Annotated in this window: 13 protein-coding genes; 8 read left to right on the top strand and 5 right to left on the bottom strand. The window is 64.1% G+C overall.

Annotated features, from left to right (window positions below):
• Window positions 1-84 precede the first annotated feature (84 nt).
• The 5 genes from LJX93_RS16670 to LJX93_RS16650 are packed head-to-tail and all read left to right on the top strand — an operon-like array spanning window position 85 to window position 6,584.
• On the top strand, window positions 85-3,552 hold the full coding sequence (locus tag LJX93_RS16670) for a response regulator (RefSeq protein WP_033698845.1): 3,468 nt from the start codon (window positions 85-87) through the stop codon (window positions 3,550-3,552).
• Entirely contained in the window at window positions 3,549-4,370 is an 822-nt protein-coding gene (locus LJX93_RS16665; RefSeq protein ID WP_033698843.1) for a CheR family methyltransferase, read from the top strand. The genes LJX93_RS16670 and LJX93_RS16665 overlap by 4 nt, the downstream gene beginning before the upstream one ends.
• A complete protein-coding gene (locus LJX93_RS16660) occupies window positions 4,367-4,942 on the top strand; it encodes a chemotaxis protein CheB (RefSeq protein ID WP_033698842.1) in 576 nt (191 codons plus the stop codon). Before LJX93_RS16665 ends, LJX93_RS16660 begins: the two co-directional genes overlap by 4 nt.
• Window positions 4,936-6,162 (top strand): hybrid sensor histidine kinase/response regulator, encoded by a 1,227-nt coding sequence (locus LJX93_RS16655; protein ID WP_033698840.1) that lies wholly within the window; start codon window positions 4,936-4,938, stop codon window positions 6,160-6,162. The genes LJX93_RS16660 and LJX93_RS16655 overlap by 7 nt, the downstream gene beginning before the upstream one ends.
• A 44-nt stretch (window positions 6,163-6,206) precedes the next feature.
• The gene (locus tag LJX93_RS16650) at window positions 6,207-6,584 is read left to right on the top strand and encodes a response regulator (RefSeq protein ID WP_033698838.1); all 378 of its coding nucleotides are present in this window, start codon (window positions 6,207-6,209) and stop codon (window positions 6,582-6,584) included.
• Window positions 6,585-6,645: 61 nt separating this feature from the next.
• Here the strand turns inward: LJX93_RS16650 and LJX93_RS16645 are convergent, their stop codons facing one another.
• Genes LJX93_RS16645 through LJX93_RS16635 form a run of 3 tightly spaced genes read right to left on the bottom strand, consistent with a single transcriptional unit; the run spans window position 6,646 to window position 9,286 of the window.
• The gene (locus LJX93_RS16645) at window positions 6,646-7,227 is read right to left on the bottom strand and encodes a TetR/AcrR family transcriptional regulator (protein ID WP_033698837.1); all 582 of its coding nucleotides are present in this window, start codon (window positions 7,225-7,227) and stop codon (window positions 6,646-6,648) included.
• Window positions 7,228-7,239: 12 nt separating this feature from the next.
• The gene (locus tag LJX93_RS16640) at window positions 7,240-8,088 is read right to left on the bottom strand and encodes a 3-hydroxybutyryl-CoA dehydrogenase (protein ID WP_033698836.1); all 849 of its coding nucleotides are present in this window, start codon (window positions 8,086-8,088) and stop codon (window positions 7,240-7,242) included.
• Window positions 8,089-8,101: 13 nt separating this feature from the next.
• The gene (locus tag LJX93_RS16635) at window positions 8,102-9,286 is read right to left on the bottom strand and encodes an acetyl-CoA C-acyltransferase family protein (protein ID WP_227696209.1); all 1,185 of its coding nucleotides are present in this window, start codon (window positions 9,284-9,286) and stop codon (window positions 8,102-8,104) included.
• 168 nt (window positions 9,287-9,454) lie between these two features.
• On the opposite strand from LJX93_RS16635, the gene LJX93_RS16630 reads away from it, so the two are divergent.
• Window positions 9,455-10,465 (top strand): AraC family transcriptional regulator, encoded by a 1,011-nt coding sequence (locus tag LJX93_RS16630; protein ID WP_033698833.1) that lies wholly within the window; start codon window positions 9,455-9,457, stop codon window positions 10,463-10,465.
• Window positions 10,466-10,515: 50 nt separating this feature from the next.
• On the opposite strand, the gene LJX93_RS16625 is transcribed toward LJX93_RS16630, so the two are convergent.
• Complete coding sequence (locus LJX93_RS16625) at window positions 10,516-10,953, bottom strand: carboxymuconolactone decarboxylase family protein (RefSeq protein ID WP_033698831.1); 438 nt, start codon at window positions 10,951-10,953, stop codon at window positions 10,516-10,518.
• Between the two features lie 199 nt (window positions 10,954-11,152).
• Here LJX93_RS16625 and LJX93_RS16620 point away from each other — a divergent pair, with 199 nt between their 5' ends.
• Together LJX93_RS16620 and LJX93_RS16615 are read left to right on the top strand one after the other, a co-directional pair.
• The gene (locus LJX93_RS16620; RefSeq protein WP_033698830.1) at window positions 11,153-11,611 is read left to right on the top strand and encodes a nucleoside deaminase; all 459 of its coding nucleotides are present in this window, start codon (window positions 11,153-11,155) and stop codon (window positions 11,609-11,611) included.
• Entirely contained in the window at window positions 11,608-12,804 is a 1,197-nt protein-coding gene (locus LJX93_RS16615; protein WP_033698829.1) for a cyanate transporter, read from the top strand. The genes LJX93_RS16620 and LJX93_RS16615 overlap by 4 nt, the downstream gene beginning before the upstream one ends.
• Here the strand turns inward: LJX93_RS16615 and LJX93_RS16610 are convergent.
• Window positions 12,797-14,230, bottom strand: a complete 1,434-nt coding sequence (locus tag LJX93_RS16610; RefSeq protein WP_047580987.1) for a PLP-dependent aminotransferase family protein — start codon at window positions 14,228-14,230, stop codon at window positions 12,797-12,799. The two genes, LJX93_RS16615 and LJX93_RS16610, sit on opposite strands and share 8 nt — an antisense overlap.
• Window positions 14,231-14,262: the final 32 nt, after the last annotated feature.

Here is a 14,262-nt window from a genome sequence, read left to right as displayed (position 1 = left end):
TGTTATCAGTGAGCACAGTGGCAGGCAATAATAACGGTCTTTCGCCGCACTTCTTAATGGACTTTTTCGCTCGGGCGTCATCACATGATTCAAGCAGCCTCGATAGACCAGCAAAGCTTCCGCAAGCTGTTGAGCCGCAACATCGGCCTGCCCCTTGGGGTAGGGCTTTTCGGGGCCGTGGCGTTTGTCGCGGTGATCAACTACCTGCTCTCGGCCATGCAATGGGTCGAGCATACCGATCGGGTGATCGGCAATGCCAACGAGACGGTCAAGCTGTCGATCGACATGGAAACCGGCATGCGCGGCTTCCTGATCACCGGGGACGAACGCTTTCTCGACCCCTACGAGGTGGCCAAGCCGAAAATTCTCGGCAGCCTTCAGAGCCTGCGCGCAATGGTCGAGGACAACCCGCAGCAGGTTGACCGTATCGACCGGCTGATGGCCTTGCAGCAGGCCTGGAACGACTTCGGCAACCAGATGATTACCCTGCGCCGTAACCAGGGCGACTACCAGGCATCGATCGGCAACGGGCGGGGCAAGCGCATCACCGACGAGATCCGCAAGGAATTCGACGGCCTGATCAGCACCGAGCAGCAACTGCGCATGGCCCGTAACGAGAAAGTCAGCTCGGTCACCGTGACCGCGATCTCGGTTTTCGTGCTGCTCATCGTCGGCCTCAGTGCCTTGCTGGCCTACCTCGGGCGCCGCGACCTGCTGGCGCTGTCGAGCAGCTACGCGGAAAACCTCGAGGCCCAGCGGCGCGCCGCTGAGCGTCTGGAACACCAGGCCTGGCTGCGCAACGGCCAGACCCAACTGGCCCAGCAGGTACTGGGGCAACTGACCCTGCCGATGCTCGGCGACAACATCCTGCGCTTCTTCGCGGCGGCGCTGGGCAGCGTGGTCGGCGCGGTGTATGTGCGCGATGAGCATGGCAGCCTGGTGCGCGTGGCCAGCTATGGCCTGAGCGCCGAAGAGCAGGCCCGCGAGCAGATCAAGGGCGACCACGATGGCTTGCTGGCCCAAGCTGTGCGTGAAGGTCGGCTGTTGCGCCTGGAGGACCTGCCCGACGACTATTACCGCTTGAGTTCCGGCCTTGGCAATGGCCTGCCGCGCAGCGCACTGCTGATGCCCGCCACCGATGATGGGCAGATCAACGGCGTGATCGAACTGGGGTTCCTGCGCCCGTTGCAGGCGCGCGATGAAGAGCTGATGGAGCGGGTTGGCGGCAACCTTGGCATGTCCATCGAAAGTGCGCGTTATCGCCAGCGTCTGCAGGAAGTGCTGGCCGAGACCCAGCAGTTGAACGAAGAGCTGCAAGTGCAGCAAGAAGAGCTGAAAACCGCCAACGAAGAGCTCGAAGAACAGTCCCGCGTGCTCAAGGAGTCCCAGGCTCACCTGGAGACCCAGCAGGCCGAACTGGAGCAGACCAACGAGCAGTTGTCCGAACGCACCGATGCCCTGGACCGCAAGAACGACGAGCTCAGCCAGGCCCAGCAAGAGCTGCAGGCCCGTGCTGATGACCTGCAGCGTTCAAGCAAGTACAAGTCCGAATTCCTTGCCAACATGTCCCACGAGCTGCGCACGCCCCTCAACAGCTCGCTGATCCTGGCCAAGCTGCTGGCGGAAAACGGCGAGGGCAACCTCACCGGGGAGCAGATCAAGTTCGCCGAATCCATCTATTCGGCTGGCAACGACCTGCTCAACCTGATCAACGATATCCTCGACATCGCCAAGGTCGAGGCCGGCAAGCTTGAAGTGCGGCCAGAAACCACCCAGCTGGCGCGCCTGGTCGAAGGCCTGCGCGGCATGTTCCTGCCACTGGCCGAGCACAAGGGGCTGGCCTTCGAGGTCAAGCTCGAACCCCAGGTGCCGGTGACACTGTTCACCGATCGGCAACGGCTGGAGCAGATCCTCAAGAACCTGTTGTCCAACGCCATCAAGTTCACCGACCAGGGCCAGGTCGACATGACCATCAGCTACCAGGCCGGCACCGGCATCGTGTTCGCCGTCCGCGACTCTGGCATCGGCATCGCCGCCGACCAGCAGCAGGCGATCTTCGGCGCTTTCCACCAGGTTGACGGCAGCAGCAACCGCCGCTATGGCGGCACTGGGCTGGGCCTGTCGATTTCCCGCGACCTGGCGCATTTGCTGGGTGGGCAGATCAGCGTCGACAGCAGCCCGGGCCAAGGCAGCGTGTTCAGCCTGATCGTACCGGAGCGCTACGAGGTTGAAAGCGAGGAGGTCGAGGCGCTCAGCCTGCGGCCTGCGGTCGACACACTGCCGCCGGCGCCCAAGGTTTCCACCGCCACGGCACCGAAACTGCCGGCGCTTACCTTCGCCGATGACCGCGACCGGGCGCCGTTCGACAACCGCTGCATCCTGGTGATCGAAGACGAGCCGAACTTCGCCCGGATCCTCTTCGACCTGGCCCACGAACTGGGCTACAGCTGCCTGGTGGCCCAGGGCGCCGACGAAGGCTTCGAGCTGGCCGCGCGCTACATTCCCGATGCCGTGCTGCTGGACATGCGCCTGCCCGACCACTCCGGCCTTACCGTGCTACAGCGCCTCAAGGAGCTGGCCGGCACCCGGCACATTCCGGTGCACATCATTTCGGTCGAAGACCGCGTCGAGGCGGCCATGCACATGGGCGCGGTGGGTTACGCGGTCAAGCCGACCAGCCGCGAAGAGCTCAAGGAAGTGTTCGCCCGCCTGGAAGCCAAACTGACCCAGAAGCTCAAGCACATCCTGCTGGTGGAAGATGACGACCTGCAGCGTGAAAGCATCGCCCGCCTGATCGGCGACGACGATGTCGAGATCACCGCCGTGGCCATGGCCCAGGACGCCCTGGCGCTGCTGCGCGAGAACATCTACGACTGCATGATCATCGACCTCAAACTGCCCGACATGCTTGGCAACGAGCTGCTCAAGCGCATGACCGCAGAGGACATCCGTTCATTCCCACCCGTGATCGTCTACACCGGGCGCAACCTCACCCGTGAAGAAGAGGCCGACCTGCTCAAGTATTCGCGCTCGATCATCATCAAGGGCGCTCGCTCGCCTGAGCGCCTGCTCGACGAAGTGACGTTGTTCCTGCACAAAGTCGAATCGCAGCTGTCCCATGAGCGCCAGCGCATGCTCAAGACCGCTCGCAGCCGCGACAAGGTGTTCGAGGGCCGCAAAGTGCTGCTGGTGGACGACGATGTGCGTAATATCTTCGCCCTCACCAGTGCCCTGGAGCACAAGGGCGCCATCGTCGAGATCGGCCGAAACGGGCGCGAGGCCATCGAGCGCCTGGAGCAGCACGACGACATCGACCTGGTGTTGATGGATGTGATGATGCCGGAGATGGACGGCTTCGAGGCGACCCGGCTGATCCGCCAGCAAGCGCGCTGGCGCAAGCTGCCGATCATCGCCGTGACCGCCAAGGCGATGAAGGATGACCAGCAGCGTTGCCTGCAGGCTGGCGCCAATGATTACCTGGCCAAACCGATCGACCTGGACCGCTTGTTCTCGTTGATCCGGGTGTGGCTGCCGCAACTGGAGCGAATTTGACTAGCGAGCGCAACACCGACATCGAGATCCGGCTGCTGATCGAGGCGATCTACCTCAAGTACAGCTACGATTTTCGCAACTATTCCGGCGCTTCGATCAAACGCCGGATCCTTCATGCCCTGCGCCAGTTCGACTGCCTGACAGTCTCGGCGCTGCAGGAGCGGGTGCTGCACGACCCGGGCATGTTCATGCAGTTGCTGCAGTTCCTGACGATCCCGGTCAGCGAGATGTTCCGTGACCCAAGCCACTTCCTGGCGCTGCGCAATGAAGTGGTGCCGCTGCTGCGCACATGGCCGTCGATCAAGATCTGGGTCGCCGGCTGCAGCACTGGTGAAGAGGTGTACTCGATGGCCATCCTGCTGCGAGAGGAAGGCCTGCTCGAGCGCACCATCCTCTATGCCACCGACATCAACCCGCATTCGCTGGACAAGGCCAAGCAAGGTATCTACTCGATGCAGAGCATGCGCGAGTATGAAGAAAACTACCGCCTGGCCGGTGGCCGTCGCGACTTCGCCGAGTACTACACCGCGGCCTATGGCAACGCCATCATGGACAGCAGCCTGCGCGACAACGTGACCTTCGCCGACCACAGCCTGGCCACCGACAGCGTGTTCTCCGAAACCCAGCTGGTGTCGTGCCGCAACGTGCTGATCTACTTCAACAAGGAGCTGCAGGATCGGGCCTTGGGGCTGTTCCATGAGTCGCTCTGCCATCGGGGGTTCCTGGTGCTGGGCAGCAAGGAGTCGGTAGATTTTTCGGCCTACAGCGAGCGCTTCGAGCCGCTGGTCAAGCCCGAACGGATCTACCGCAAATCATGAACGGCGTACGTGCAGTGGTGATTGGCGCCTCGGCGGGCGGGGTGGCGGCACTGTTCGAGGTGCTCGGCGCGCTGCCACCGGCGTTCAGCCTCCCGGTGCTGTGCGTGCTGCACCTGCCGGACGACCGCCACAGCCAACTGGCCGAAGTGCTGCAGCGGCGCTTGCACCGGCCGGTGCGCGAGGCGTGCGACAAGGAACGGATCAGTGCCGGGCAGGTCTACGTGGCGGGGCCGAGCTATCACTTGTCGGTGGAGCACGACCTGACGCTGTCGCTGAGCCAGGAGGCACCTGTGCATTTCTCCCGCCCGGCGATCGATTTTCTGTTCATTTCGGCGGCCGATGCCTATGGCGACGGCCTGCTTGGCGTGCTGCTCACCGGTGCCAACGAAGACGGCGCCAAGGGCCTTGCCTACATCAAGAACAATGGGGGCCGCACAATTGTCCAGGACCCTCGCGACGCACAGGTCGCCCTGATGCCAGAGGCCGCCCTGGCCCTGCATCAGCCCGACCATATCCTTACTCTGAGCGGTATCGGGCAACTGCTCGCGACCTTGGAAACCCGCGCATGCTAAGCCACACCATCGCCAAACTGCTGATCGTCGACGATCTGCCGGAAAACCTGCTGGCGCTCGATGCCCTGATCCAGGGCGAAGACCGCGAGGTGCACCAGGCCCAGTCTGCCGAAGCTGCGTTGTCGCTGCTGCTGGAGCACGAATTCGCGCTGGCCATTCTCGATGTGCAGATGCCGGGCATGAACGGCTTCGAGCTGGCCGAGTTGATGCGCGGCACCGACAAGACCAAGAACATCCCGATCGTGTTCGTCAGTGCGGCGGGGCGCGAGATGAACTACGCCTTCAAGGGCTATGAGAGCGGGGCGGTGGACTTTCTGCACAAGCCGCTCGACACCCTGGCGGTAAAAAGCAAGGTCTCGGTGTTCGTCGACCTGTTTCGCCAGCGCAAGGTGCTAGGTCGGCAGCTCGAAGCCCTGGAGCGCAGCCGCCAGGAGCAGGAGGTATTGCTGAGCCAACTGCAACTGGCGCGGGGCGAGCTGGAGCATGCCGTGCGCATGCGCGACGACTTCATGTCGATCGTTTCGCACGAGGTGCGCACCCCGCTCAATGGCCTGATCCTGGAAACCCAGCTGCGCAAGATGCACCTGGCACGGGGCAACCTGGAGGCTTTCAGCGCCGACAAGCTACAGGCCATGGTCGAGCGTGACGAACGGCAGATCAACAGCCTGATCCGCTTGATCGAGGACATGCTCGACGTCTCGCGTATCCGTACCGGCAAGTTGTCGTTGCGCCCCAAGGTGTTTGACATCAGCCAGTTGGTGCGTGGCCTGGTGGAAAACTTCACGGCCCAGGCCACGGCGCTGGAAACGCACATTGTGCTGCAGTGCTGCGAAACGTTGCTGGGCGAGTGGGACGAGTTTCGGATTGAACAAGTGGTGGCCAACCTGTTGTCCAATGCCATGCGTTACGGCGAACGCAAGCCGGTGGAGGTTCGCGTGTTCGAGCAGGATGGCATGGCCTGGGTACAGGTGCAGGATCAGGGCATCGGTATCAGCGCCGCCAACCAGCAGCGGATCTTCCAGCAGTTCGAGCGGGTCGCTGCACAGCAGGCCAGCGGTGGGCTGGGGTTGGGGCTGTTCATCTCCGAGCAGATCGTCCAGGCCCACGGTGGGCGGATTCTGGTTGACAGCGAGGAAGGCCAGGGCGCCACATTCACCCTGCAATTGCCGCTGGCAACGTTCCAACAACAAAACGACCAGGCGCGGGCAACCTCTGCGTAAGCCTGGGGTCAGATGGCCAACTGTAAGAATTTCAAGGCGTTATCATGAGTGAAGATGCACAAGATGTGGTGCTGGTGGTCGAGGATGAACCGGCCATTCGCATGATTTTGCGTGATTACCTGGCAGGCGAGGGTTATCACGTACTGGTGGCCGAAGACGGTGAACAGGCCTTCAAGATCCTGGCGAGCAAGCCGCACCTGGACTTGATGGTCACTGATTTTCGATTGCCAGGGGGCATCTCGGGGGTAGAGATCGCCGAGCCCGCGGTAAAACTGCGACCGGAGCTCAAGGTGATTTTCATCAGTGGCTACCCGGCGGAGATTCTCGAATCTGGCAGCCCGATCACGCGCAAGGCGCCGATCCTGGCCAAGCCGTTCGACCTGGATACCCTGCACGAACAGATTCAATTGCTGTTGCGCTGAGGCAGCTGGCCTTCGCGGCGGTGCGGCGATCCGCTGTGCCCCGCGAAGAGGCCCTGGCAGGCTATCGCAGCGTCCGCTCGATCCCACCGATCAGCAAGTTCTCCATCAGCTCCAAGCCTTGCTCTTGAGGCAATGCCTTGAGCAACCCCGGCAGTTGGTTGAGCAACGTCGCCAGCACATGCGCAGTAGCCTCCAGCGCTTGCCCGGGCAGTTTCGCCTGCGGTGCAATCAAACGCAGCAACCCTGCCTCATAGCGCTTGCGTAACGACGCCAGCTGCACCTGTTGCGCATCGCTCAAACAACATAAATCCCGCTCTGCCAGGCGAAACTGCAAGGGCCGCTCGGCATGCAACTGCCAATGCGCCGCGATCAGGCACGACAACGCCGATGCCCCCCGGGCCATGGCGCGGCGGCCTTGGTCCAGGGTGGCCTGCAGCTCCTCGTACAACTCTTCGATCAAGTCGTACAGCAGGTCCTGCTTGCTCGGGAAATGGTGATACAGCGAACCGGCGGTCAACCCCACGTGGGCTGCCAGTTCACGCATGCTGACCTGGCCAAAACCCTTTTCGGCAAACAGCGCCATGGCCTGGTCACGTCGCTCTTCAAAGCTGGCACAGCGCATCGCAGCGTTGACCGGAGGCATGGCAATCGCTCCTCAGTAGGTGAAGAAACCGCGGCCGCTTTTGCGCCCCAGCCAACCGGCCGCGACCATTTCCTTGAGCAACGGGGCAGGGCGGTACTTGCTGTCATTGAAACCCTCATGGAAGGCCTCCATGATCGCCAGCAGGGTATCCAGGCCAATCAGGTCGGCCAGTGCCAAGGGGCCGATCGGCTGGTTGCAGCCTAGGCGCATGCCGGTGTCGATGTCCTCGGCACTGGCCAGGCCCTCCTGGCGCACGAAGATCGCTTCGTTGATCATCGGCACCAGGATGCGGTTGACCACGAAGCCTGGGCGGTTGCCGGCGGTAATCGGGGTCTTGCCGACCTTTTCGGTCACCAGCAAGGCCTGGGCATAGGTGCTGTCACTGGTCTGCAGGCCACGGATGATCTCGACCAGGGCCATCATTGGCACCGGGTTGAAGAAGTGCACGCCGATGAAACGTTCCGGGTGCTCGATGCTCGCGGCCAGTTGCGTCACCGACAGCGACGAGGTGTTGGTGGCAATCAGGCAGTCGGCGGCAACGTTGCCGGCCACTTGCTGCAGAATGCGCTGCTTGAGCTGCAGGTTTTCGGTGGCCGCCTCGATCACCAACTGCGCGCCACTGAGCTGGGCATAGTCGGTGCTGGTGCGGATGCGGGTTTTCGCTGCCTCGGCCTTGTCGGCGTCGAGCGTGCCTTTGCTGACCTGGCGCTCCAGGTTTTTGCTCAAGGTCGCCACGCCACGCTCCAGCGCGGCATCGGACACGTCCACCAGCAGCACCTGGTAGCCCGCCACCGCGCACACTTGAGCGATACCGTTGCCCATGGTGCCTGCGCCGATCACGGCAATTTGTTCAATGTTCATGGGGCAGTTTCCCTCAGACGCGCTCGAAGACCACGGCGATGCCTTGGCCGCCGCCGATGCACATGGTCGCCAGGGCGTAGCGGCCCTGAATGCGGTGCAGCTCATGGATGGCCTTGGTGGCGATGATCGCTCCGGTGGCGCCGACCGGGTGGCCAAGGGAGATACCCGAACCGTTCGGGTTGACCTTTTCCGGGTCGAAGTCCAGCGCACGGGCTACGGCGCAGGCCTGGGCGGCGAAGGCCTCGTTGGACTCGATCACGTCCAGGTCCTGCACACGCAGGCCGGTTTTTTCCAGCACCTTGCGGGTCGCCGGGATCGGGCCCAGGCCCATCAGCTCGGGCTCGACGCCGGCATGGGCGTAAGCCACCAGGCGTGCCAGCGGCTTCAGGCCCAGACGGCGCACGGCGTCACCGCTGGCCAGCAGCAGGCCGGCAGCGCCGTCGTTGATGCCACTGGCATTGCCGGCGGTGACGGTGCCGTCTTTCTTGAACACGGTCTTCATGGCGGCCAGTTGTTCTGCGGTGACATCGCCACGCACGTGCTCATCGACGCTGAACTGCACGCTGCCTTTGCGGGTTTTCAGTTCCAGCGGGACGATCTGGCTGGTGAAGCGGCCTTCGGCGATGGCGCGTGCGGCGCGGCGTTGGCTGGTCAGGGCCAGCTCGTCCTGCATTTCACGGGTGATGCCGTGCTTGGCCGAAACGTTCTCGGCGGTGATGCCCATGTGGAAGTGTTCGAAGGGGTCCTGCAGCACGCCGACGGTGTAGTCGATGCCTTGCAAGTCGCCCATGCGCGCGCCCCAGCGAGCCTGTGGCAGCAAGTACGGGCCGCGGCTCATGGACTCGGCGCCCGCCGCCAGGGCCACGTCGGTGTCGCCCAGCAGCAGGCACTGCGCTGCCGAAACAATGGCTTGCAAGCCCGAGCCGCACAGGCGGTTGACGTTGAAAGCCGGGGTTTCCTTGGGGATGCCGGCGTTCATCGCAGCCACCCGGGCCAGGTAGGCATCACGCGGCTCGGTGGGGATCACGCTGCCCATCACCATGTGGCCGATCTGCCCGGCATCCACGCCGGCACGCTCGATGGCGGCGCGGGTCACGGCGGTGGCGAGGTCTGCCAGCGGCAGGTCCTTGAGAGAGCCGCCAAAGCCACCAATGGCTGAACGGACGGCACTGACGACGTAGATTTCTGCGCTGCTCATAAGGGCTCCGATTGCGAAGGCATGGCGGGACCGGGCCTGGCTCTGCGAGAATGGCCGGCGATCCCTTTGTCCACCCGAGTCTAGGCAAAGGCTCTGCCAGAGCCTATGCCGGATCTGTTCATTCAACCTGGCAGTTTTTGCCACTCAGCATAGACAGCGAAACCCGCCATGCGCGATAGCGATACGGTCGCCGTGTACTTCCTCAAGGCCATGCTGCACGCCCTGCGCGACCGCCCGGACGTGCGCGATGCACACCTACGTGCGGTCGGCATCGATCCACAGCTGCTCGACCAGCCCCAGGCCCGCGTGCCGGCCAAGGCATTCGCCCAGCTGTGGCTGGCGCTGATTCAACGGTTGGACGATGAGTTCTTCCGCCTCGACAGCCACGGCATGCCGCTGGGCAGCTTTGCCTTGATCTGCCGCGGCCTGATTCTGGAGCCGAACCTGGAAAAAGCCCTGCGTCAGTGCATGGGCGGTTTTGGCTTGTTCCTGCGTGACCTGCGTGGCAGCCTCACGGTGCGCGCGGGCAGGGCAGTGATCAGCGTGCAGTCGAGCATCGCCGACCCGCTGACCCGGGTATACGCCGAGGAAACCTACCTGGTGCTGATGATCGGCCTGCTGTGCTGGCTGGCGGGGCGGCGCATTGGCATCGACCGCACCGAACTGGCGGTGTCGCGCCCTGCCCAGGACGACGACCTGCTGCTGTGGGGGCCTGACCTGCGCCTGGGCAGTGGGCGTACCGAAGTGGAGTTCGACAGCGCTTACTTGCGCCTGCCCGTGGTGCAGAACCTGCAAGCTTTGAAGGGCTTCTTGCGTAGCGCGCCCCAAGGCCTGGTGATTCGCTTTCGCAACCAGAATGGCCTGGTGGCCGAGGTCTATCGCCACCTGCGTGCGCGGCGCTATGGGCAGTGGCCGACCTTGGCGGCGTTGGCGCAGCTGCAGGGTATCAGCGCCAGCACCTTCCGCCGGCAGTTGGAGCGGGAAGGGCGTTCGTACCAGCAAATCAAGGACGAAGTGCGCCGGGCAATGGCGTTTGAACACCTGCGCGAAGGGGTACTGAGCATCGCCGAAGTGGCTGAGCTGGCGGGGTTTCAGGAACCCAGCGCGTTTCACCGGGCGTTCAAGAAATGGACGGGGCAGAGCCCGGGCAGCTATCGCGCCAGGTTGGTTGCGCGGTAGGTGTGCCAGTACCGGCCGCAAACGGGCCGGTATAGGCAATCAGCAATCGTTTACGCCGGAACCATGGCAAACCCGACGCCGAAGCGGTTCCAGGCATTGATGGTGGCGATGGCCAGTGTCAGGTTGACCACTTCCTGCGGCTCGAAATGGGCTTGTAGCGCCTCGTACTCAGGCTGTGGCGCACCGCGCTCCGGCAAGCGGGTCAGGTTTTCTACCCAGGCCAGCGCGGCGCGTTCGCGCGGGGTGAAGTAGGCGGTTTCCTGCCACACGCTCAGCGTCTGCAGGCGTGCTTCGGTTTCGCCGGCCTGGCGTGCGTCATTGGCATGCATGTTGATGCAGTAGGCGCAGCCGTTGATCTGCGAAGCGCGCAGGCGCACCAGTTCGAGCAACGAGCTTTCCAGGCCGCTCTTGGCCAGCGCCTGTTCCAGGCCAACCATGGCTTTGTAGGCTTCCGGTGCGTGCTTGGCCCATTCGATACGCGTGTTCATGGTGTTCTCCAGAAGGTGTGGGGTGGACATGGCGCTACCTTAGCGCTGCCCGTCGATCGGCCCGATAGCCAATCGCAGCGTTTGCCGGGAGGCCAATCGGTGCATTCAGGTGGCCACTGACGTGCATCCAATCTCTTCATTTCTGTCAACGCCAGCAAGCCGGGATAATGGCCAGGTCTTGCAACAGGAGCACCGATTCATGTCCGAAGCACGCTACATGCGCGAAGCGCTCGATCTGGCCCGTGCCAACATCAAGGCCGGTGGTCGGCCTTTTGGCGCCGTGCTGGTGTATCAGGGGCGCGTGGTGGCACGCGCGGTCAACGAGATCCACAGCAGCCAGGACCCGACCGCCCATGCCGAACTGCTGGCCATTCGCAAGGCCGCGCATGCCCTGGGCCAGGCGCGCCTGGACGGCGCCGAAATCTATGCCAGCGGCCACCCGTGCCCGATGTGCCTGGCGGCCATGCACCTGTGCGGCATCGAACGGGCTTGGTTCGCCTATGGCAACGATGAGGGCGAGCCCTATGGGTTATCCACGGCCGCTGTCTACGCGCAGATGGCACGCCCACCGCAGCAGCAGAGCCTGCCATTGCGGGCGCTGAAACCGAGTGGCGAAGCCGACCTGTACCTTGAGTGGCAGCAGGCCAACGCGCAATGAGAGCGGCCTTGAACCTGTTGCTGGTGATGCTGCTGGCACTGAACCTGCGGCCGATCCTTACCAGCATCGGGCCGCTGCTCGAACCCATGCGCGCCAGCACGGGCCTGGGTTACCAGCAGGCGGCGCTACTGACCGCGCTGCCGGTGCTGTGCATGGGCCTGGTGCCGTTGTTGCAACCCTGGCTGCGGCGCTGGATCAGCGAGCATGGCGGCATGCTCGCGGGCCTTGCGGCGATCGCGCTGGCCTGCCTGTGGCGGCTGCAACTGGGCAGCGCGTGGGCGCTCATTGCCAGCGCAGTGGTCGCCGGCCTCGGCGTCGCGGTAGTCCAAGGCATGATGCCGGGGCTGGTCAACCGCTGGTTCCCGGGTCGCCTGGCGGGCGCCATGGGCATGTATTCCGCGGCGCTGATGAGTGGTGGTGGCCTGGCGGCGGTGCTTGGGCCGCATATAAGCGGGTACTTTGGCCACTGGCAGGCCGGGCTGGGCCTGTGGGCCATCCCGGCATTGCTGGCGATGCTGGCCTGGACGCTGCTGCGGCCGCGCCAGGATGCGCCCAGGCTGGCGGGCGCCGCGGGCGGGCACTGGTTCGGTACGCGGCGTGCCTGGTTGCTGGCGTTGTATTTCGGCCTGATCAATGGCGGCTACACCAGCATGGTCGCCTGGCTGCCGGCCTATCACCTGGAGCATGGCGGTACTGCCCAGGGCGGCGGCGACCTGGTGGGGCTGATGACGATCTTTCAGGTTGCCGGCGCGCTGGGCCTGCCGTTGTTGCTGCGTCGCTGGGTGGATCGTCGGCCTGGGTTGTGGCTGGCGCTATCGATCCAGCTGGCAGGTTTCCTTGGCCTGTTGCTGGCGCCAACGCTGTCGATGGGCCTGTGGGTCGCGATGATCGGTTTCGGCCTGGGGGCCTGTTTCAGCCAGAGCCTGACGCTGACCCTGGAGCACCTGAAAACGCCCGCCGAGGCTGGCAGCCTAGCGGCCTTTGTCCAGGGTATCGGCTTTATCATCACCGGTATCGTGCCGTACATCACCGGTTGGCTGCGCGATGTCAGTGGCGACTTTCAGGCGTCATGGACGCTGTTGACGGTGACGGTGCTGGCAATGCTGCTGGTGACAGTGTGTTTCGCGCCACGCGGCTATGCCGCCGCCATCGCACGGCCGGCGGGCAAGGGCCAGGCGGCGCCGGTCAACTGAGGCGTTGCAGGGTATCGCGGACGCGGTCGAGCGCGGTGTCGATGTCGAGCAGCTCGATGGCGCCAAAGCCTAGCACCAGCCCGGGACGCACCGGCACCTCGCTGAAAAACGGTGCCAGCGAATAGAGGCCGACCTCCACCTTGCGTGCGAGGTTGGCCAGCAGTTCGACATCCACCCCAGGCTTTGCCAGCGCACTCAGGTGGAAACCGGCGCTGGCCGGTATGGCGCTGAACCAAGGCGCCAGGTCGCCCTCCAGGCGCGCGAGGATGCGTTCGCGGCGGGCGCTGTAGACGTCGTGGCAGCGGCGGATGTGCCTGTTCAGGTGGCCTTCGCTGATGAAGCGGGCCAGGGCCCATTGCAGCAGGGGCGGGCTGTGCCAGTCGCTGAGGTGCTTGGCCACGCAGGCGGCCTGCAGCACGGCGGGTGGCAGCACCGCATAGCCCAGGCGCAACTCCTGCAACAGGGTCTTGGAGAAGGTCCCGACGTAGGCGACCAGGCCATGTTGGTCAAGGCGCTGCAGGGCGTCGGCGGCCGGCCCTTGGTAGCGGAATTCGCAGTCGTAGTCGTCCTCGATGATCAATGCGCCAAGCTCGGCGGCGCGTGCCAACAAGGCCCGCCTGCGCGGTTCGCTCATCGGCATACCCAATGGGAACTGGTGCGAAGGAGTCACGTAGATCAGCCGTGTGCCATCGGCGATCTGTTCGACGCACATCCCTTCATCATCCACCGCTACTGACTGCAGGCGTGCGCCCAAGGCCAGAAACAGTTGCCGTGCGGGCGGGTAACCGGGGTCTTCCATGGCCACCGGGCAACCGGGTTCGATCAGCACCCGGGCGATCAGGTCGAGCGCCTGTTGCGCACCATTGCACACCAGCACGTCCGCGGCGCTGCAGTGCACGCCGCGGGCGTAGGCGATGTGGTGGGCGATGGCTTCGCGCAGTTCGGGCAGGCCCTGGGCAGTGAACTGCCGCTCTGGATGGCGCTGGCTGCGGCGCAGGGCGTAGTTGAGGCAGCTGCGCCACTGGTCGAAGGGGAACTGCGCCTTGCTCGAGGTGCCGCCGACGAAGTCATAGCGCGACGGTGCTTGCAGTTGCCGCCTGCCCAGCACGGTAGCGCGTTGTTGCCAGCGCTCGAGGGATGCGGCACCCGCCAGTGGAATAGCGGCCACTTCGTTGGTGCGCACAGGCAGTTGCGGGGTAATGAAGGAGCCACGGCCGACCACGCCACTGAGCAGATTGTCGTAGGTCAGCCGCGAGTAGGCCTCGGCCACGGTCTTGCGTGACACGCCCAGTTGTTCGGCGAGCAGACGGGTGGGTGGCAGTTGAGTGCCAGCGGCCAGGTGGCCGCTGTCGATGCCCGCGCGCAGTTGCTGGTAGAGCTGGTCGGCCAGGCCTTTGCGGCCTTCCAGGCGGATGTGCAGTTCCATGAAACGGTCCGGAGCAGGGGAATGCTGAGGAT

Origin of the sequence: Pseudomonas sp. HN2-3, from assembly GCF_020691745.1 — a bacterium.
Lineage (GTDB): Bacteria > Pseudomonadota > Gammaproteobacteria > Pseudomonadales > Pseudomonadaceae > Aquipseudomonas > Aquipseudomonas capeferrum.
Note: the sequence above shows the minus strand (reverse complement) of the source record. Positions and strands in the feature narration are given on the sequence as shown.

Excerpts from the sequence above, each read along its gene's own strand:
- LJX93_RS16670 (WP_033698845.1), top strand. The coding sequence starts at position 85 with ATGATTCAAGCAGCCTCGATAGACCAGCAAAGCTTCCGCAAGCTGTTG.
- LJX93_RS16660 (WP_033698842.1), top strand. The coding sequence starts at position 4,367 with ATGAACGGCGTACGTGCAGTGGTGATTGGCGCCTCGGCGGGCGGGGTG.
- LJX93_RS16655 (WP_033698840.1), top strand. The coding sequence starts at position 4,936 with ATGCTAAGCCACACCATCGCCAAACTGCTGATCGTCGACGATCTGCCG.
- LJX93_RS16650 (WP_033698838.1), top strand. The coding sequence starts at position 6,207 with ATGAGTGAAGATGCACAAGATGTGGTGCTGGTGGTCGAGGATGAACCG.
- LJX93_RS16645 (WP_033698837.1), bottom strand. The coding sequence starts at position 7,227 with ATGCCTCCGGTCAACGCTGCGATGCGCTGTGCCAGCTTTGAAGAGCGA.
- LJX93_RS16640 (WP_033698836.1), bottom strand. The coding sequence starts at position 8,088 with ATGAACATTGAACAAATTGCCGTGATCGGCGCAGGCACCATGGGCAAC.
- LJX93_RS16635 (WP_227696209.1), bottom strand. The coding sequence starts at position 9,286 with ATGAGCAGCGCAGAAATCTACGTCGTCAGTGCCGTCCGTTCAGCCATT.
- LJX93_RS16630 (WP_033698833.1), top strand. The coding sequence starts at position 9,455 with ATGCGCGATAGCGATACGGTCGCCGTGTACTTCCTCAAGGCCATGCTG.
- LJX93_RS16625 (WP_033698831.1), bottom strand. The coding sequence starts at position 10,953 with ATGAACACGCGTATCGAATGGGCCAAGCACGCACCGGAAGCCTACAAA.
- LJX93_RS16620 (WP_033698830.1), top strand. The coding sequence starts at position 11,153 with ATGTCCGAAGCACGCTACATGCGCGAAGCGCTCGATCTGGCCCGTGCC.
- LJX93_RS16615 (WP_033698829.1), top strand. The coding sequence starts at position 11,608 with ATGAGAGCGGCCTTGAACCTGTTGCTGGTGATGCTGCTGGCACTGAAC.
- LJX93_RS16610 (WP_047580987.1), bottom strand. The coding sequence starts at position 14,230 with ATGGAACTGCACATCCGCCTGGAAGGCCGCAAAGGCCTGGCCGACCAG.